This is a genomic window from Rahnella sp. PAMC25617 (genome assembly GCF_050606005.1).
GTDB classification, from domain to species: domain Bacteria; phylum Pseudomonadota; class Gammaproteobacteria; order Enterobacterales; family Enterobacteriaceae; genus Rahnella; species Rahnella variigena.
On record NZ_JBOCUM010000009.1, the window covers coordinates 197,845 to 215,446 of the forward strand.

18 protein-coding genes and 1 tRNA gene are annotated in these 17,602 nt (G+C 47.2%); 9 read left to right on the top strand and 10 right to left on the bottom strand.

Annotation, left to right across the window (positions count from 1 at the left end; translation table 11 throughout):
• Positions 1-41: 41 nt before the first annotated feature.
• Positions 42-1,055 (bottom strand): tRNA (adenosine(37)-N6)-threonylcarbamoyltransferase complex transferase subunit TsaD, encoded by a 1,014-nt coding sequence (gene tsaD, locus ACM615_RS13480; protein WP_112286728.1) that lies wholly within the window; start codon positions 1,053-1,055, stop codon positions 42-44.
• A gap of 316 nt (positions 1,056-1,371) precedes the next feature.
• Between tsaD and rpsU the strand changes: the two genes are divergently transcribed.
• The 3 genes from rpsU to rpoD all read left to right on the top strand — a co-directional run bounded on the left by rpsU (position 1,372) and on the right by rpoD (position 5,556).
• The gene (gene rpsU, locus ACM615_RS13485) at positions 1,372-1,587 is read left to right on the top strand and encodes a 30S ribosomal protein S21 (RefSeq protein WP_001144069.1); all 216 of its coding nucleotides are present in this window, start codon (positions 1,372-1,374) and stop codon (positions 1,585-1,587) included.
• Between the two features lie 135 nt (positions 1,588-1,722).
• Positions 1,723-3,471: a DNA primase gene (gene dnaG, locus ACM615_RS13490; protein WP_112286729.1), complete on the top strand. Its 1,749-nt coding sequence runs from the start codon at positions 1,723-1,725 to the stop codon at positions 3,469-3,471.
• Between the two features lie 246 nt (positions 3,472-3,717).
• The gene (rpoD, locus tag ACM615_RS13495; RefSeq protein ID WP_095923569.1) at positions 3,718-5,556 is read left to right on the top strand and encodes an RNA polymerase sigma factor RpoD; all 1,839 of its coding nucleotides are present in this window, start codon (positions 3,718-3,720) and stop codon (positions 5,554-5,556) included.
• 82 nt (positions 5,557-5,638) lie between these two features.
• Here the strand turns inward: rpoD and mug are convergent, their stop codons facing one another.
• Positions 5,639-6,136, bottom strand: a complete 498-nt coding sequence (gene mug / locus ACM615_RS13500) for a G/U mismatch-specific DNA glycosylase (protein WP_431012026.1) — start codon at positions 6,134-6,136, stop codon at positions 5,639-5,641.
• A 143-nt stretch (positions 6,137-6,279) separates the two neighbouring features.
• Between mug and ACM615_RS13505 the strand changes: the two genes are divergently transcribed.
• The 3 genes from ACM615_RS13505 (at position 6,280) to ACM615_RS13515 (ending at position 8,154) form a co-directional block, all read left to right on the top strand.
• Positions 6,280-6,356: transfer RNA gene (locus ACM615_RS13505), tRNA-Ile, on the top strand.
• A gap of 112 nt (positions 6,357-6,468) precedes the next feature.
• A complete protein-coding gene (locus tag ACM615_RS13510) occupies positions 6,469-7,059 on the top strand; it encodes a hypothetical protein (RefSeq protein WP_431012027.1) in 591 nt (196 codons plus the stop codon).
• An 81-nt stretch (positions 7,060-7,140) separates the two neighbouring features.
• Complete coding sequence (locus ACM615_RS13515) at positions 7,141-8,154, top strand: hypothetical protein (protein WP_431012028.1); 1,014 nt, start codon at positions 7,141-7,143, stop codon at positions 8,152-8,154.
• Between the two features lie 20 nt (positions 8,155-8,174).
• Here the strand turns inward: ACM615_RS13515 and ACM615_RS13520 are convergent, their stop codons facing one another.
• The 3 genes from ACM615_RS13520 to ACM615_RS13530 all read right to left on the bottom strand — a co-directional run bounded on the left by ACM615_RS13520 (position 8,175) and on the right by ACM615_RS13530 (position 9,645).
• Entirely contained in the window at positions 8,175-8,414 is a 240-nt protein-coding gene (locus ACM615_RS13520; RefSeq protein WP_431012029.1) for a hypothetical protein, read from the bottom strand.
• 542 nt (positions 8,415-8,956) lie between these two features.
• Positions 8,957-9,394, bottom strand: coding sequence for a phage regulatory CII family protein (locus ACM615_RS13525; RefSeq protein ID WP_431012030.1), 438 nt, complete (start codon positions 9,392-9,394; stop codon positions 8,957-8,959).
• Between the two features lie 29 nt (positions 9,395-9,423).
• On the bottom strand, positions 9,424-9,645 hold the full coding sequence (locus tag ACM615_RS13530) for a regulator (protein ID WP_112152073.1): 222 nt from the start codon (positions 9,643-9,645) through the stop codon (positions 9,424-9,426).
• Positions 9,646-9,785: 140 nt separating this feature from the next.
• Here ACM615_RS13530 and ACM615_RS13535 point away from each other — a divergent pair, with 140 nt between their 5' ends.
• From ACM615_RS13535 to ACM615_RS13545, 3 genes are read left to right on the top strand one after another with little or no spacing between them, the layout of a single operon-like run.
• The gene (locus ACM615_RS13535) at positions 9,786-10,367 is read left to right on the top strand and encodes a phage repressor protein CI (RefSeq protein ID WP_431012031.1); all 582 of its coding nucleotides are present in this window, start codon (positions 9,786-9,788) and stop codon (positions 10,365-10,367) included.
• Between the two features lie 2 nt (positions 10,368-10,369).
• Positions 10,370-11,410, top strand: a complete 1,041-nt coding sequence (locus ACM615_RS13540) for a phage integrase (RefSeq protein ID WP_431012032.1) — start codon at positions 10,370-10,372, stop codon at positions 11,408-11,410.
• A 3-nt stretch (positions 11,411-11,413) separates the two neighbouring features.
• Complete coding sequence (locus ACM615_RS13545; protein ID WP_431012033.1) at positions 11,414-13,207, top strand: P-loop NTPase fold protein; 1,794 nt, start codon at positions 11,414-11,416, stop codon at positions 13,205-13,207.
• Positions 13,208-13,459: 252 nt separating this feature from the next.
• Here the strand turns inward: ACM615_RS13545 and gdhA are convergent, their stop codons facing one another.
• The 5 genes from gdhA to ACM615_RS13570 form a co-directional block, all read right to left on the bottom strand.
• Positions 13,460-14,803: an NADP-specific glutamate dehydrogenase gene (gdhA, locus tag ACM615_RS13550; protein WP_120163275.1), complete on the bottom strand. Its 1,344-nt coding sequence runs from the start codon at positions 14,801-14,803 to the stop codon at positions 13,460-13,462.
• 113 nt (positions 14,804-14,916) lie between these two features.
• Entirely contained in the window at positions 14,917-15,402 is a 486-nt protein-coding gene (locus ACM615_RS13555; RefSeq protein ID WP_129639288.1) for a methylated-DNA--[protein]-cysteine S-methyltransferase, read from the bottom strand.
• 63 nt (positions 15,403-15,465) lie between these two features.
• The gene (locus tag ACM615_RS13560; RefSeq protein WP_431012034.1) at positions 15,466-16,164 is read right to left on the bottom strand and encodes an acid phosphatase; all 699 of its coding nucleotides are present in this window, start codon (positions 16,162-16,164) and stop codon (positions 15,466-15,468) included.
• Positions 16,165-16,234: 70 nt separating this feature from the next.
• The gene (locus tag ACM615_RS13565; RefSeq protein WP_113877155.1) at positions 16,235-16,672 is read right to left on the bottom strand and encodes a DUF2000 domain-containing protein; all 438 of its coding nucleotides are present in this window, start codon (positions 16,670-16,672) and stop codon (positions 16,235-16,237) included.
• A 51-nt stretch (positions 16,673-16,723) separates the two neighbouring features.
• Entirely contained in the window at positions 16,724-17,563 is an 840-nt protein-coding gene (locus ACM615_RS13570; protein ID WP_431012035.1) for an AraC family ligand binding domain-containing protein, read from the bottom strand.
• Between the last annotated feature and the right edge of the window lie 39 nt (positions 17,564-17,602).

Sequence of the window (17,602 nt, forward strand, 5' to 3'; positions counted from 1 at the left end):
GAGCATTTCGGGTCGACGCAGCAACACAGCCGCAGCCCCGCTCAGACTGGCGGAAGCTCCGCTAACGGCCAGCGCGGGCGAACGGTCACACCAAGATCAGGTGTTGCTCCGGTTTTCAACCGCACCATACCGGCGTAAGCAATCATCGCGCCGTTGTCGGTACAGAATTCAGGTCGGGCATAAAATACCTTACCGCCACGTTTGGTCATCACGTCTTCAAGTTTGGCGCGTAATGTGCGGTTCGCGCTGACGCCACCAGCCATGACGAGCTGTTTAAAACCGGTCTGATCCAGCGCGCGTTTGCATTTAATCGCCAGCGTATCGACCACGGCATCTTCAAAAGCGCGGGCGATATCAGCGTGCGTCTGCGGGTCGCTGTCATTGCCACGAATGGTATTTGCAGCGAACGTTTTGAGACCGGAGAAGCTGAAATCCAGCCCCGGACGATCGGTCATCGGACGCGGGAATGTAAAGCGCCCAGCCACACCCTGAGCCGCCATTTTTGACAGCAGCGGGCCACCCGGATAATCCAGACCCAGCAATTTTGCCGTTTTATCAAAGGCTTCACCGGCAGCGTCATCAATAGACTCGCCCAGTAAGGTATATTCACCGATACCGGTGACGCTGATTAACTGCGTATGCCCGCCGGAAACCAGCAGCGCGACAAACGGGAAATCAGGCGGATTATCTTCAAGCATCGGTGCCAGCAAATGACCTTCCATATGATGAACCGGCACCGCAGGCACATCCCAGGCAAACGCCAGAGAACGGCCGATAGTTGCCCCGACCAGCAATGCGCCGACCAGACCAGGACCGGCGGTATACGCCACGCCATCGATGTCCTGTGCGGTCAGCCCGGCTTCTTTCAGCGCGGCCTGAATCAAAGGGATTGTTTTGCGCACATGGTCACGCGAGGCCAGTTCGGGCACCACGCCGCCGTAATCTGCATGCAGTTTTACCTGACTATACAGTTGGTTGGCTAACAAACCGGCTTCGCTGTCATAAACTGCAATTCCGGTTTCATCGCAGGACGTTTCAATACCCAGTACTCGCATCACTCTTTCCATCATAGTTTGGCGCTAACTCGCGGCGCGCAGTTTAGCACACAAGCCTTAGCGGGTGCTGCACCGGAGTGGGAATTCCTTGCTTCCTGAGCCAATTAATGTCGAGCAATTTCGATTGATTGGTATATAATCGCCGCCCGACGCAAAAGCGAGCGCACGATGTTGCAGAAGGGTTGCTGAACGCGCCTGTTTCAATTTGCCGTTATGCTTTACAAGACGAGGCGAATTGGAGTAAAATTCCGCACCATTTTGAAATGTGCTGGTACAACATCAGCAAACAAACCGATTTTATCGAGGTGAGAGGCACATGCCTGTAATTAAAGTACGTGAAAACGAGCCGTTCGACGTAGCTCTGCGTCGCTTCAAGCGTTCCTGCGAAAAAGCAGGTGTTTTGGCAGAAGTTCGTCGTCGTGAATTCTATGAAAAACCGACTACCGAACGTAAACGCGCTAAAGCATCTGCAGTAAAACGCCACGCCAAGAAACTGGCTCGCGAAAACGCACGCCGCACTCGTCTGTATTAATCTTCGGGGGCAACCCCAAATCGCGTGATTTGCAATATTAAGAACGCGCAGACTGCGTAGTAGCATACGAAGGCCGTGCTTTCCGAAAGGAATGCGCGGCTTGTTCTCGTTTATAGGCTAGTGAGTAAGGGGCTTATGGCTGGGAGAATTCCGCGCGTATTTATCAATGACTTGCTGGCTCGCATCGATATCGTCGATTTGATCGACGCACGTGTAAAGCTCAAGAAACAGGGTAAAAATTATCACGCGTGCTGCCCTTTCCACCATGAGAAAACACCCTCATTTACCGTAAATGGCGATAAGCAGTTTTATCACTGTTTCGGCTGTGGTGCCCACGGCAATGCCGTCGATTTCCTGATGAACTATGACAGGCTTGAGTTTGTCGAAAGCATTGAGGAACTGGCGACAATGCAGGGTTTGGAAGTGCCGTACGAAGCAGGCACCGGTCCAAGCCAGATGGAGCGTCATCAGCGTCAAAGCCTCTACCAGTTGATGGCACCGCTTAGCGAGTTCTATCAGCAATCACTTAAACAGCCTGCAGGTGCCCCCGCACGGGAATATCTTGCCCGACGCGGTTTGAGTGAAGACGTCATCAGTCACTTCGCTATTGGTTTCGCCCCTCCGGGCTGGGACAACGCATTAAAGCGTTTCGGCAAAAATGCCGATGATAAAGCGTCTCTGATTGACGCCGGCATGTTAGTCACCAATGACAATGGCCGCAGCTATGACCGTTTCCGCGAACGGGTGATGTTCCCTATTCGTGATAAACGTGGCCGCGTGATTGCCTTTGGCGGCAGGGTTTTGGGCGACGGTACGCCGAAATACCTCAACTCGCCGGAAACCGAAATTTTCCATAAAGGCCGCCAGTTGTATGGCCTGTATGAAGCACAGTTAAAGCACCCGACGCCGGCGCGTTTGCTGGTTGTTGAAGGGTATATGGACGTTGTCGCACTGGCGCAGTTCGGCATTGATTACGCCGTGGCCTCACTGGGTACGTCCACGACGGCTGACCACATTCAGCTGATGTTCCGCAGCACCGATAACGTCGTTTGTTGTTACGACGGCGACCGGGCGGGACGTGAAGCTGCATGGCGCGCGCTGGAAACAGCACTGCCCTATCTTAATGATGGTCGCCAGCTGCGTTTTATGTTTTTACCCGATGGCGAAGATCCAGACACGCTGGTGCGAAAAGAAGGCAAAGAAGCGTTCGAACAAAGAATGGAGCAGGCGATGCCGCTGTCCACTTTCCTGTTTGATTCGCTGATGCCGCAGGTTGATTTGAGCAGCCCTGACGGGCGCACCAAATTGAGCATGCTGGCATTGCCGCTGATCCGTCAGGTACCCGGTGAAACGTTACGGATGTATTTACGTCAGCAGTTAGGGAATAAGCTCGGGATTTTGGATGACAGCCAGCTTGAAAAGCTGATGCCTAAACAGGCAGAAAATAGCAATGTCTATCAGGCGCCCCAGCTAAAACGCACAACCATGCGTATACTTATAGGGTTACTGGTACAAAATCCACAACTGGCTACACTTATACCCTCGCTGCAAGGTTTGGAGCAAGCGAAGCAACCAGGACTGGATCTTTTCAGCGAGTTAGTCACCACTTGCTTAGCCCAGCCGGGCCTGACAACAGGCCAGTTACTGGAACTTTATCGCGACAATAAGTTCTACCAACAACTTGAAACTCTGGCGACATGGAACCACATGATCGTAGAGGACATGGTCGAAGAGGAATTTCGTGCCACGCTAGCCAGCCTGTATGACTCGATTTTAGAGCAACGGCTTGAAACTTTGATTGCAAAAGCCAGGACGCATGGCCTGAGTCCAGAGGAACGCACCGAAGTGAGTTCCCTGAATCAGGTGTTAGCGAGAAAGAGTTAAAAATTTAATAACAAGAACATATATTTACCCGGATAACTCGAGTGACGGGAAGGCAGCTAACGCACCTGCGGCTCGAAGTATGACGGGCAAAACAGAACACGGCTTAAGTGCCGATAAAAAGCGGGGCACGGCCCTGCGCAGAGCCGCCCTGGTGGGCCGCGGCACAATAAACGCCCCTAACGTTATTGTTGGCGATGTTACCCGACCGACACCAACCCAAATACTCTGAAGTGTGGATACCGTCTTATGGAGCAAAACCCGCAGTCACAGCTTAAGCTACTTGTCACCCGTGGTAAGGAGCAAGGCTATCTGACCTATGCTGAGGTCAATGACCATCTGCCGGAAGATATCGTCGATTCCGACCAGATCGAAGACATCATCCAGATGATTAACGACATGGGCATCCAGGTTCTTGAAGAAGCTCCGGACGCCGATGATTTGATGCTGGCCGAAAACCGCCCAGATACCGACGAAGACGCTGCAGAAGCGGCGGCGCAGGTACTTTCCAGCGTTGAATCCGAAATTGGCCGTACCACCGACCCAGTGCGTATGTATATGCGCGAGATGGGTACCGTTGAACTGCTGACCCGTGAAGGCGAAATCGACATCGCCAAACGTATCGAAGACGGTATCAATCAGGTCCAGTGCTCCGTTGCTGAATATCCTGAAGCTATCACTTATTTGTTAGAGCAATATGACCGTGTGGAAGCAGGCGAAGTACGTCTGTCTGACCTGATCACCGGTTTTGTTGACCCGAACGCCGAAGAAGAAATCGCACCAACTGCGACTCATGTGGGTTCTGAACTGACCACTGAAGAGCAGAATGATGACGACGAAGACGAAGATGAAGACGACGACGCTGAAGACGACAACAGCATCGACCCTGAACTGGCTCGCCAGAAGTTCACCGAACTGCGTGAACAACATGAAGCGACACGTCTGGTCATCAAGAAAAACGGCCGTAGTCACAAGAGCGCAGCAGAAGAAATCCTGAAGCTGTCCGATGTGTTCAAACAGTTCCGTTTAGTGCCAAAACAGTTCGATTTCCTGGTTAACAGCATGCGTTCCATGATGGATCGCGTACGTGCTCAGGAACGTCTGATCATGAAAGTGTGCGTTGAACAGTGCAAAATGCCGAAGAAAAACTTCGTCAATCTGTTCGCCGGTAACGAAACCAGCGATACCTGGTTCGATGCAGCTCTGGCAATGGGTAAACCATGGTCTGAGAAGCTGAAAGAAGTGACCGAAGACGTGCAGCGCGGCCTGATGAAACTGCGTCAGATCGAAGAAGAAACTGGCCTGACTATCGAGCAGGTTAAAGACATCAACCGTCGCATGTCGATCGGCGAAGCGAAAGCCCGTCGCGCGAAGAAAGAGATGGTTGAAGCAAACTTACGTCTGGTTATTTCTATCGCCAAGAAATACACCAACCGTGGTCTGCAGTTCCTTGACCTGATCCAGGAAGGTAACATCGGCCTGATGAAAGCCGTTGATAAGTTTGAATATCGCCGTGGTTATAAGTTCTCAACTTATGCGACCTGGTGGATCCGTCAGGCTATTACCCGCTCCATCGCCGACCAGGCACGTACCATCCGTATCCCGGTGCATATGATTGAGACCATCAACAAACTCAACCGTATCTCCCGTCAGATGCTGCAAGAGATGGGTCGTGAGCCAACACCGGAAGAGCTGGCTGAGCGTATGCTGATGCCGGAAGACAAAATCCGTAAAGTGCTGAAAATCGCTAAAGAGCCAATCTCCATGGAAACGCCAATCGGCGACGATGAAGATTCGCATCTGGGCGATTTTATCGAGGATACTACCCTCGAGCTGCCACTGGATTCTGCAACGTCTGAAAGCCTGCGTTCTGCGACACATGACGTTCTGGCTGGCCTGACCGCACGTGAAGCGAAAGTTCTGCGTATGCGTTTCGGTATCGATATGAACACTGACCACACTCTGGAAGAAGTGGGCAAACAGTTCGACGTTACCCGTGAACGTATCCGTCAGATCGAAGCGAAAGCGTTGCGTAAACTGCGCCACCCAAGCCGCTCCGAAGTGCTGCGCAGCTTCCTGGACGATTAATCGTCCTCAGGCTGTCAGCCAATAAAAAGCCCCGCCTTTCTCAGGAAATGGCGGGGCTTTTTTTATTATTTGAAGTTTAGGCTCAGGAATTAAGCGCATCGTAAAGTTCGCGGTAAGAGGCGGTCAGTTCCTCTAACGTCGCACGGTTCAGTCCGCTGGGATTAGGCAACACCCAGACCTCTGTGGCACCGATTTTCAGCGCCTGACGTCCCCAGTTCACTTTGCTGATCCTAAACGCTTTACTGAACGCCTGCTTACCCAAAACAGCCAGTGCACGCGGCTGATAGCGTTCGACTTTCTCCGTCAAAACCGCCCCGCCCTCACGCAACTCATCGCGTACCAGTTCGGTTGCTTCAACGGTCGGGCGCTCAACCAGCATCGTGATGCCACAACCCGTATCCAGCAAATGTTGCTCTTCTTCAGGCTTCAGCAAGCGCGCGGTAAAACCGGCCTGATAGATAACTTTCCAGAAGCGATTATTGGCATTAGCAAAATGAAAACCATGATGAGCGGTAGATAGACCAGGATTGATGCCGCAAAAAACGACAGAAAGATCCCTGGCGATAATATCTGTAATCATTATTCTTTCCTGAGATGTATTTACCGGAGTTATCGGTAAAAAAAGTCTGCGAATACAACATGCCAGAACTGTGCACAAAACGCGCATACAAACCGAACACATATAGACCTGTAAGCAGAGTTTACCGTATAATCCCGCACCTCGGCCCTTTAGCTCAGTTGGTTAGAGCACGCGACTCATAATCGCTTGGTCGCTGGTTCAAGTCCAGCAAGGGCCACCAAATTTTAGCTTTAAAATCATATGATTAAGCCACCATCTATACGGTGGCTTTTTTACATCTGATGTCTAGTGTCGCAAAATTGTCGCATGAAATTTTGTGTTAGGTGAGAATCGTGCAAAAAAACTATCCTCTCTTCATATCAGTAAGCATCTTTTTAGTAAGTTTAGGTGTTGTATTTCACTTCCAACGGGCGGTGTTTTGGACAGCTCTCCCTTCGTTGATCGCTCTCACAGGCGTAGCTCTTACTATGTGGATTGGTTTAGCGCAAAAGAGGATGGATCTTCAACATGCAGAAAAACTAAAAATCACAGAGATTAGTTTTCAGGTTGATAAGGACATGGTAGTAAAACCTATCCTGGAATGGGTCAGCAATGAGGTCGAAATAATACGGAAAGTGTATTTTTTGGCTACTTTCTCACCCACTCCGCCTCTACGCCCAAGTATAAGTCCAGCCGATATACAAAATCACTACGATACAAACTTGCGTAAAAGTACAGCAACTCAGGCTCTAGCTTTCACACTGAAAAATGAAGAGTTGTTTGCAAAAATAATGGAATTAGGCGCTCTTGTACTGAATTCGGAGAATTCAAGAATTAGAAATGACGAAAAATCACTCAAAGAATGTCATTCCAATTTTGTTTTAGGTCTGGAATTAGCCAATGAAATTACAGAGATATTAATACATACTGTTAAGCAAAGGTAACGACTAAATGCAAATGACAAAGTGCTTTAATAATTATAATTTAACTAAGTCGTTCAACATTAATCAATGAGGGTACGTATTATGAGTTTTTGGTATTTTTTATTCTTGATAGGCTATCCAGCAGCAGTTTTCGGATTTTTGTATTTTGCCAATAATAAAGGATGGTTAAGCCTTAATCATGGAAACCTATTCAAGCAAAAGCTTTTTTGGCTCGCAATTGCAGTTCCTTTTGTTACCTTTATCTCTTTTGGTGCATGGGTTTGGTGGGGAAAATGCCCTGTACTTTCTGCACATGGATTCGAGAGGTTTTTAATAATATCTAAACTTCCGCTGTTGTTTTTGGCAGCATCCGTCCCTTTGACCTCTATCGTAAATAATATCCACCGCACTATACAAACCGAAAAACAGATTATAGAAGCAGAAAATAAGAGCAAGCTAGATAGTTATTATTCTCATATAAAATTTTATACAGATTATTTCAAAAGCCTACCGGAAAGTACGTTATCTAGAGTTATTGAGGAAAAACATAATGAGAAGATAATAAAAATATCTTATCCCACTGGCCTTTATAAAAACTTATACCCGTCATCAAATCCAAATAATGGCGTGGAATATACAACGAATAGGAACCATACCGCATTAATCCTAAAATCTTGGATTCAGATAAACCTTCATTTTAATACACTAGCTAAAATTAACAAGTTAGCTGATGCTAACCAGCCTATTCCTGTAGATGAAATACTCCAATGTTGGTATGACCTGGAAATGGAATTAAGAAAAATTTGCAGCTATTTTGGAATTATATTCCCCACTTATAAGAAATCAAAATATATAAAAGATACTCACACAACACTAGTCACATCATTTTTTGACATAAAAGAGATGTATGAATTTGCAGAAGCACTAAGTAATATAAGTGTCGGTATAGTTGATTCGATTGGGGATTTGACAATGACTGAAGAGCAAGTCTTGTCAAAATCATATGAACTATCTTCGGACTCGCGTGATGCGTCATCTCTTGATGGGATAGTTACCGGTACCTGCAGAATGTTTGTTATTGAATATAACCCGCCAATTATTCAAATAAAACCTTAATAATAAATACTAAGAAACAGTTAGTAGTTTTTATAGTAATGCCCAATAGTGCAATCATAAGCATCCCGCTCAGTTCTCAGCGGGATGCATGACAAAGACGTCCATCTCCTACCATTGTGATAAGCAACGCCCCATTTCCTGCCCACCGGCCAGATCGCATACACTGGATTACCCTGCTGATCGAAAACCTGTTCCCTGGTCAATTTTTCCCCCTTCGCCATGAAATAAATCACCGCGCTGCAAATTTTCAACGAACGCATAAAATCCACCTTTTGCCGCTTTTGCTCTGCCGTCTTTGAATTCACTTTACTGTATGTAATCACAGTGTATCAGTTTCGTAAATTTCAGTTTTTTAATTAATGTCAAATCACCCGTAGCCCACGCCCCGCCTGGCCTGTTCTCTTTTCATAGGCTCGACGTTTTGATCTTCTCAGCGATCCGCCAAACTGACAAAAAGCAGATAAAAACCTTTCAATTCATTGCCTTGTTATTTTCCTTCGATCCTTCACAGATCCAGAAAAGTGAAATTTACTGAAATTCTTTTCAATCTTTTCAGTTTGGGATCACGCGCAGAATCCCAAGCACGGCGCGGCGTGGCGGGTTGGTTTGTAGAAATTTAAAACTGAAAAAAATTACCTACACAAAAAGCGCAGGCGGGTGCGGTGTAGTGCAATTTCCGTCTGGTCTTGCTTTGTTTCGTGGACGCACGGCCGCGCTGTCTCACTCAGGCGGCTTGATCGTTTTGAAAGGGTTCAGGGCGTTGAATGCGATACTGCACGGCACTGCGTGCGATTGAGGCGGGTTATCTGCGGGCAATAAAAAACCCGCACGCGGCGGGCTTTCGTGGGCATGAAATACTTATCCAATAACCGGATCGTATTTCTCTTTTAGCGTGGTGGCCTTGGTGCCGGTGTCGGTAATCGCTAACGCCGATTGCAGCCGTGGCACTTAAGGTGTGCAACGATAAATTATCTGGCTTTGCTTCATTCACCGGTACAGCAGGCAAGCATTTCAGTTGTGCCAACAAACCATCCAGAACCGCCGAATCATCGGTGATATCTGTCAGCATGATCAGTTCGTTTACTGTTAAACGATGGGGCTGCTCTGGATTCAGTTTGTTGCGTAGCACTTGGGCAGAAATCCCCATAACAGCAGCAACCTCAGTTAGGTTGTGCGCCAAAGAGAAGCGGCGGCAAGCGGTATCCAGATATGGATGTATAGAGGTCTGATAATCAAACATTGTCGCTTTCCCCTAATCTGGGCAAGTTATTACGCAGAAAGCGCAATGTTGCATTCACTCAAAGCCTGAACAGTAAGAGCTGCCATATTAATTTCTATTAAGCCTTTCTTTTGTAAACCTTTTGGTTTGATTGGAAGCTTTCCATATTCAATCAAATTACGAGCAGTTTCGACTGCCATACCGGTACGACGGCAATATTCTGCGAGAGGTAAGTAAGGTTCGGGGATGACAATTGTAATATTCGGGCGCATAAGGCAAACTCCTGTTTTGATTGGATACGGCAATATCCGTCAATAATCGTTAATAACTACAAAACGGAGCTAGGCTAACTCGCAAAAAACTACAAATCAATATTTATGTAGCTTTTTGAGTGATTATCCTTCGTAAAATCATGTCTAAATTTATCTTCAACTTTGACGGCGAGAGCGCCCCCGTATTGGATCGTGTTTTAGATGCCTATGGCTTTGGTTCCAAAATTTTGCTGGCTGAACATCTTGGTATTGCTTCGAGTAGTTTGGCGGGACGTTATAAGCGCGGCGGATTTCCTGCAGATATCGTAGTGCGGTGCGTTGCCGAGACAGGTGCAAATCTTGAGTGGCTTGCTACTGGCCAAGGCAAGAAATTTGAAGACAGCGAATTGGACATCATGCGATTCCCTCGCAAAAAGCTAATAGAGGGCCAACTGTATGAGTCAGGCTATTTACTGTTCGATAAAGTTTTGTTCCTTCCTGGTACTCAGACACCAGAAGATCCAATCTGCGTAATTGATGGTTCAACACAATTCATCGTCGAGCAAAAATTCCCTGAGATTTATGATGGTGAGTGGTTGGTAGATATTGAAGGAAAGGTAAGCATCAGAACACTGACAAGAGTCCCGGTGAAACGAGTTCGGGTTAGTGGCGTCGGCATGGCTTTTGATTGCAATCTGGACGACATAACAGTGTTCGGCCGCATTGTTATGACGTGTAAATAATCATGCCCGTAAGAAAGCTTGAAAACGGCCAATGGGAAGCCGATTTTTATACTGAGAACCGCAGTGCAGGGAAACGCGGTAAACGTGTTCGCAAGAAATTCAGCACCAAAGGCGAGGCTCTTGCTTTCGAGCGTTATACATTAGATAAAGCGCAGAACTCTCCGTGGAATGGCGAAAAGAAAGAAACCAGACGCTTAAAAGATATTGCTCAACTTTGGTATGAGCGACATGGCACCACTTTAAAGGATGGCCAGAGAAGGCTTGATGCAATGGAGTGGGCTTCAGAATGTATGGGACATCCACTTGCTACTGAGTTTAATGCTCAGCTTTTTTCGGCCTATAGGGCAAAGCGATTATCTGGTGAATTTTCCAGAACAAAACGAATCTCGAAAGTCACACCACGTACTATAAATTTAGAGTTGGCCTATTTTCGCGCTGCCTTTAATGAACTTCGGCGTTTAGGTGAATGGCAACTACCAAACCCATTAGAAAATGTCAGAGCTTTTCGTACTGAGGAAGGTGAAATGGCCTTTCTCACTCAAGAAGAAATAACCAACCTTTTGGAAGAATGTAAAAAAAGCAGTGCAAAAGATTTGGAAACGATTGTGAGAATTTGCCTCTCTACAGGCGCACGCTGGAGTGAAGCGGAAAGCCTGCAAAAATCTCAAATTTCAGATAATAGAATCACTTTTACTAAAACTAAAGGCAAGAAAAATCGAACAGTCCCTATAAGTGATGAGCTTGCCAATTCATTGCCTAGGAAGAAATCAGGGGTATTTTTTGCCCCTTGCTATTATGCGTTCCGTTCGGCTTTAAATAGAACTGACATTTCACTTCCGGACGGACAATTATCCCATGTATTACGACATACCTTTGCTAGCCATTTCATGATGAATGGTGGAAATATTTTAGTATTACAACGAATCCTGGGGCATGTTGATATAAAAATGACCATGCGTTATTCTCATTTCGCCCCAGAACACTTTGAAGATGCTTTAAAATTAAACCCTCTCTCGTTCGTCAAAAATAATAATCAGGAGTAAAACATGGAAAATAATTATTTAAAAGAATATTTAGATTTTTATAAAAATGAAGAATCCCCTGGTTATGCAGTATTGATCACTGGAGAGTGGGGATCAGGTAAAACATATCAAATAAAGAAACTTTTAGATAAAGAAGAAATGCATTATGTAAGTCTCTTTGGAATAAAAAACCAAGCTGATATTTATGCTAGTGTTTATGCAAAAATGCATCCCATTAAAGGACTTGCTAAAGAAGCGACCCAAAAGGTTAGCGAAACAACGCTTGAAGCTGGCGGGTTTAGTCTAGGGGTTGTTGGCTTAATAGGCGGTTTAGCTAATGCATTTATAAAAGAGACCGTCGAGAATGACAAAATTATAGTTTTTGATGATTTAGAACGTTGCCTTTTAAAACCCAATGAAATACTTGGAGCCATAAATAAATATGTCGATCAAAATGATTGCAAAGTAATCGCGATTGCTCATGATGATAAAATTGCAGCTATATTTCACTCAACTAAAGAAAAAGTATTTGGACATACAATAAGAGTTGAATCGAATATTGACGCAGTATTTGATTCATTTATTGATAATTTGAAAAATTCAACATTCTTGCGCAAGATCAAACCAATCGTAATACGGTCATTTGAAAATTCAGGTTCAAAATCACTTCGAATTTTAAAACACACCATAAATGACTGTGAGAGATTAATTTCATGTATAAATAATGAATATAAACACAATGATTCAGCCATGAGTGAATTACTCTCATTATTTACATCTTTGAGCATAGAAATAAGAATAGGGAAAATTAAAGAAAAACACCTCGCAGAAAGAGAGGAGGCGTTTAAGATAAAACTTCGCGCTGCTTTTAACAAGAACAATATTGCGGATGAGAATAACAAAACGCCATCACACCCTCTCAATATTTTATCTGAAAAACATAAAGAAATAAAACTAAATAGCGATTTAATTAACACACAAGAACTAATAAACACGCTAATAAAAGGTTATTATAATTCTAAAAAAATAAACGAATGCATTAGTAATAGCAATTATTTTTGCACACAGAAAGAACAACCCACCTGGCTTCAATTAATGTCTTTTGATGATTTAGAAGACGACGTTGTTGAGTCGTTAATCATCAAATTTAATACTGAATTTAGCAAAAGAGAACTTAAAAATTATGGGGAGTTGATACACATTTTTTGTTTGAAATTTTTAATGTCATTAAAAAACATTATTTCAGACAACTTTGAAAAAGTTTTTTCAGATTGCAAAATGTATATTGACGAACTACTACAAAAAGGTCTCCTCCCCCCAAAAAACCCAAATAGTTATAACATAATGATTCGGAGTGATAGTTACGGCGGCCACGGATTTTGGATAGAAAACGAATATTATGAACACATACAAAATATCAAAAAATATCTAACTGAGCAGATGTCAGAGTCCCTAAAAAATAAATACCCTGAATTCAACAAAGAAATACTAGACGCCTTAAAGAATGATGGAGATAATTTTAGAAAGTTGGTATGTGTCTCTTATGAGGGTGCAGGAAAATATAGCAACATGGATTTATTACCATCCATTCCAGCTAAGGAATTTGTTAATGCTTGGCTTTCAAGTAAGCATTCAAATTGGCAAGTAATTGCTTTATCCCTCAAGTTAAGATATGACGCAGGCCAGCTTGAGAATGATTTAAAAAGCGAAAAACCATGGTTCTCTCAAGTAAAAAATGAATTAACTCTCAGAGCAGATGAACTAAGCGGTTTCCAGAAATACAGAATCGAAAGGCTGATAATGACAGCATACAGGTAAGTGTCTCAAAAGTGTCGCACAAACTTAGGCATACTAGCCAATATGAACCAATATTGATGCATTAACCATCTGAAATATAATGAAATAATTTAATTTATTGACACTAGCATAATTCTCATAATCGCTTGGTCGCTGGTTCAAGTCCAGCAAGGGCCACCAAATTTTAGTATCAGATTCAAACGATTAAGCCACTTCGCAAGAAGTGGCTTTTTTGTTAGCTAAATTAATTGCCTCAAAAGTGGCTGCCTAAAATCAGAGCACGCCCTGCGCCAGCATGGCATCGGCGACTTTCACGAAACCGGCGATATTGGCGCCACGAACATATTGCGTCTGTTTACCTTCACCGCCGTACTCCACGCAGGAGTGATGGATATCCAGCATGATGTGACGCAGACGCGCATCCACTTCTTCGGCTTTCCAGCTCAGACGTGCAGCGTTCTGCGCCATTTCCAGACCTGACGTCGCCACGCCACCGGCATTCGCCGCTTTGCCCGGTGCGAACAACACGCCCGCGTCGGTGAACAAGTCGGTCGCTTCAATGGTTGTCGGCATGTTCGCGCCTTCGGCGACGGCTTTCACGCCATTGGCAATCAGCACGCGTGCCGCATCGGCATCCAGTTCATTTTGTGTGGCGCAAGGCAGCGCGATATCCACCGGCACATTCCACGGCTGCTGGCCCTCGAGATAGGTCAGCCCGAGTTTTTCTGCATAATCGGCCACACGCCCGTCGCGGCTGGCTTTGATTTCGGTCAGCAGCGCCAGTTTCTCAGGAGTAAAGCCTGCTTCATCGACGACAGTACCGTTAGAATCTGACGCCGTAATCACCCGTGCGCCCAGTGACATGGCTTTTTCAATCGCGTATTGCGCCACGTTGCCGGAACCGGATACCGCAACGCGCATACCTTCAAAATCCAGACCATGGCGTTTGAGCATTGATTCAGTGAAATAGATCAAGCCATAACCTGTGGCTTCCGGGCGGATCAGACTGCCGCCAAACGACAACCCTTTGCCGGTGAACACACTGGCGGTGTTATTGGAGAGTTTTTTCATCATCCCCGCCATATACCCGACTTCACGCCCGCCGACGCCGATATCACCCGCAGGCACATCGGTATCCGGCCCGAGATGACGGTACAGTTCCAGCATCAGCGCCTGACAGAAACGCATGATTTCGCCTTCGCTTTTGCCTTTCGGATTGAAATCACTGCCGCCCTTCCCGCCGCCCATTGGCAACGTGGTCAGGGCATTTTTAAAGGTCTGCTCAAAACCGAGGAATTTGAGGATTGATAAATTGACCGACGGATGGAAACGCATGCCGCCTTTATACGGGCCAATCGCCGAGCTGAACTGCACGCGCCAGCCACGGTTCACCTGCACCTGATTTTTGTCATCCACCCACGCGATGCGGAACTGAATGACACGCTCCGGCTCCACCAGACGTTCGAGTAAAGCAGAACGGCGGTATTGCGGATTTTGTTCGAGGAAAGGCCATAGCGTGGTCATAACTTCACGTACGGCCTGGGAGAATTCGACCTGATGCGGGTCGCGTTGTTGTACTGAGGATAAGAACTGTTCGAGGGATTGAATCTGATCCATTGATTTAAAACTCCGTCTGTAAGTGATGTTGTCTTTTTTATTTACTGCTTATTTTTTGACTATGCATCGACTGACAAGCGGACATCAAGTGATTTATTTACCCGATTAAAACCCTAGGATTTGCGCCCTTCCAGCTTGAGTAATAACGCTTTGTTATCGAGGCCGCCAGCAAAGCCGGTTAACTTACCGGAAGCACCGATGACACGATGGCAAGGCGCCACAATGGAAATCGGGTTACGACCATTGGCAGCACCGACGGCGCGGACGGCTTTCGGACGGCCAATACGGCGGGCGATATCGCCATAACTGCGCGTCTCACCAAAGGGAATTTCCAGCAACGCCGCCCAGACTTCTTTCTGAAATTCCGTGCCGGTGAAATCCAGTTCCAGCTCAAAGCGCGTACGTTCGCCTGCGAAATATTCGTTCAGCTGTTGCTCGGTTTTCAGCAGGATCGGAAACGACGGGTCTTCAATCATGTCGCCCAACGGCACACGCCCGTCGATTTCACATTCCCACAAAATGGCGGTCAGTTTGTCACCTTTTGCCGCCAGCGTCAGCAGCCCGACCGGTGATGCCATTCGTTTGAATTTGTATTCCATCAGTCCCTTCCTTTGCGAGTTTTACGCCCCACACTTTACCGGAAAGGCAGGAACTGACGACAATTATTTCAGGCCCAGCTGCGCACGCAGTTCGGCTTTTGCCGCGTCAAATTCCGTTTTGAAATCAGGCTGCTCTGCCATCTTCTGGGCGATCAGCGCCGCGCCGGTACGACTCATCACGGTATCTGAACGGTAATGGAAACCGGCCACCAGACGATTTTCAGCGTAACCGGCCGCGCGGGTGAACAGTTCATTGCGTTTTTCCGGCACCATTTCACCCAGTACCGTCGCCATCAGATAACCGATAGTGGAATGACCGGAAGGCCAAGAACCGGATTTAGATTTTTTCAGCAGCGGATGAATTTGTTCATCCAGCATGTAAGGACGTGGACGGTTAAACGCTTTCTTGGCGTGATCGTCCACCACGTCTTCTGTCGCCACAATGCGCTCAAACAGCGCGGCGGTTTTCGGCAGTTTCGCGGCATCAAAATCCGGGCCCATTACATTGGCAAAACGCCAGACATTTTCTTCGGCATCGGCAATCGCGGCTTTCTCTTGCTCAGGCGTACGGGTGGCCTGAATTTCCAGCAATTCTTTCAGCTCAGCTTTGGTCTGTGCCGAATCATCCGCCGGTGGCGCTGGCAGATATTGGGTCAGATCCAGTTCCTGACTGGTGATAAACGGTTTGGCTTCTTCAGCAGCCTGAACAGCAAAGGTGGAACCCAGAGTGAAAAGCAGCAGAGCGACGAGGGACTTACGCACGGTGAAACTCCTGATATTAGTTTGAATATCAGGAGAATAGAGAAAAAATGTGACGGTTAAATGACAGGCATCAGCCCAGTAATCCCAGTTTGCCGGTCAGCTTACGCACCACTTTTTTATTCCCCGCCAGCGCGATGCCGAGCAGTTGCAGGTTATCCGTCGGCACAACAGATACCGCTTCACGAAATGCCGCGTAATCAGTGGTTTGCTGCCCTTCCACCGGGAAAATAATGCCATCCATTTCATCATCATTAAGCAGATGCTGATGAAGTTGTGTGAGTTGTTGAGCATCGGCCACTAACACGCTGATACCAATCGGGATCAGCCCCGGATGTTCCCGGTTATCAGCATCAATCAGCGGCGCGCCAACCAGAGACGGATGACGTTGTCCGAGCGTCAGCGCCAGTACCGCAGCGGCATTGGCGGCGTGTCCGGCGGCCAGTTGCTGGTTGATCACGATAACGCAGCGTTCAGGGGATGAGGGCAAAATTGTGGCAGGGGTATTCATGGTGACAGGCTCCGGTTCAGTTGAAATCTGAGCTTAACCTGTCACTTTTTCTCAATCTGGAAGATTTGTGCACAGACGCCGGTAATTCGCGGGCGTGAGCTGATACGCACGGCGGAACCAGCGCCCGAGATGACTCTGATCGGCAAACCCTAAGTCTGCCGCCACCGCTGCCGGCGTGCGTCCCAGCGCTAACCCTTCGCGGGCGCGGGTCAGTTTCAGCTGAATAAGATAAGCGTGAGGCGGCAATCCAAATTCGGCTTTAAACGCACGGCTGACCACAAAGCGGCTTTCGCCGGTCACCGCCGCCAGTTGTTCGAGGCCAATGTCCTCGTGCAGATGGGCGTGCAGATATTCCCGCGCCTGATTCGCCACACGTGACCATGGCGCTTCGCCCTGCAAACGCGGCGGTTGCCAGGTGAGATGTCCACCCAGCGCGCTGAGTAATCCGTCGAGCGCGGTCTGCCGCACAATGCGCAGTTCTTTGCCATGCAACGCCTGAAACGCCAGCGACGTCGCCTGCGCCAGCTGCGGATCCTGCGCTAAGGTGTTTTCGAAACTCGGATCACCGGCAGACGACAGAGAATCGCGCCGCGCCGCCAGTTCGCGGCTCAGCCATTGCGGATCGAGATACAGCATGTGGTAAGTAAAACCGCCGGGCTGCACGGCATCGCCATCGTGGATTTCGCCCGGTTCGAGCATAAACACTTTACCCGGCAGGCTCTGGTGCTTCTGGCGCCGGCAGCTGAACTGCTGCAATCCGTATTGCGTAACGCCGACCAGATAGCTGTCATGCCAGTGAGGATCGTAAGCATGGCCTTCGAAATGGGCGTGGATCGTCTCGATCCCGCTGTCTTTATCTTTCGATAAATCGACCCAGTTTGCAGACGCCATAAATCCCCCGCTGAATGAATTAACAACAGGGTAACAAAT

Coding starts and splice junctions, on each gene's coding strand:
- tsaD (WP_112286728.1), bottom strand. CDS start 1,055: ATGCGAGTACTGGGTATTGAAACGTCCTGCGATGAAACCGGAATTGCA.
- rpsU (WP_001144069.1), top strand. CDS start 1,372: ATGCCTGTAATTAAAGTACGTGAAAACGAGCCGTTCGACGTAGCTCTG.
- dnaG (WP_112286729.1), top strand. CDS start 1,723: ATGGCTGGGAGAATTCCGCGCGTATTTATCAATGACTTGCTGGCTCGC.
- rpoD (WP_095923569.1), top strand. CDS start 3,718: ATGGAGCAAAACCCGCAGTCACAGCTTAAGCTACTTGTCACCCGTGGT.
- mug (WP_431012026.1), bottom strand. CDS start 6,136: ATGATTACAGATATTATCGCCAGGGATCTTTCTGTCGTTTTTTGCGGC.
- ACM615_RS13515 (WP_431012028.1), top strand. CDS start 7,141: ATGAGTTTTTGGTATTTTTTATTCTTGATAGGCTATCCAGCAGCAGTT.
- ACM615_RS13520 (WP_431012029.1), bottom strand. CDS start 8,414: ATGCGTTCGTTGAAAATTTGCAGCGCGGTGATTTATTTCATGGCGAAG.
- ACM615_RS13525 (WP_431012030.1), bottom strand. CDS start 9,394: ATGTTTGATTATCAGACCTCTATACATCCATATCTGGATACCGCTTGC.
- ACM615_RS13530 (WP_112152073.1), bottom strand. CDS start 9,645: ATGCGCCCGAATATTACAATTGTCATCCCCGAACCTTACTTACCTCTC.
- ACM615_RS13535 (WP_431012031.1), top strand. CDS start 9,786: ATGTCTAAATTTATCTTCAACTTTGACGGCGAGAGCGCCCCCGTATTG.
- ACM615_RS13540 (WP_431012032.1), top strand. CDS start 10,370: ATGCCCGTAAGAAAGCTTGAAAACGGCCAATGGGAAGCCGATTTTTAT.
- ACM615_RS13545 (WP_431012033.1), top strand. CDS start 11,414: ATGGAAAATAATTATTTAAAAGAATATTTAGATTTTTATAAAAATGAA.
- gdhA (WP_120163275.1), bottom strand. CDS start 14,803: ATGGATCAGATTCAATCCCTCGAACAGTTCTTATCCTCAGTACAACAA.
- ACM615_RS13555 (WP_129639288.1), bottom strand. CDS start 15,402: ATGGAATACAAATTCAAACGAATGGCATCACCGGTCGGGCTGCTGACG.
- ACM615_RS13565 (WP_113877155.1), bottom strand. CDS start 16,672: ATGAATACCCCTGCCACAATTTTGCCCTCATCCCCTGAACGCTGCGTT.
- ACM615_RS13570 (WP_431012035.1), bottom strand. CDS start 17,563: ATGGCGTCTGCAAACTGGGTCGATTTATCGAAAGATAAAGACAGCGGG.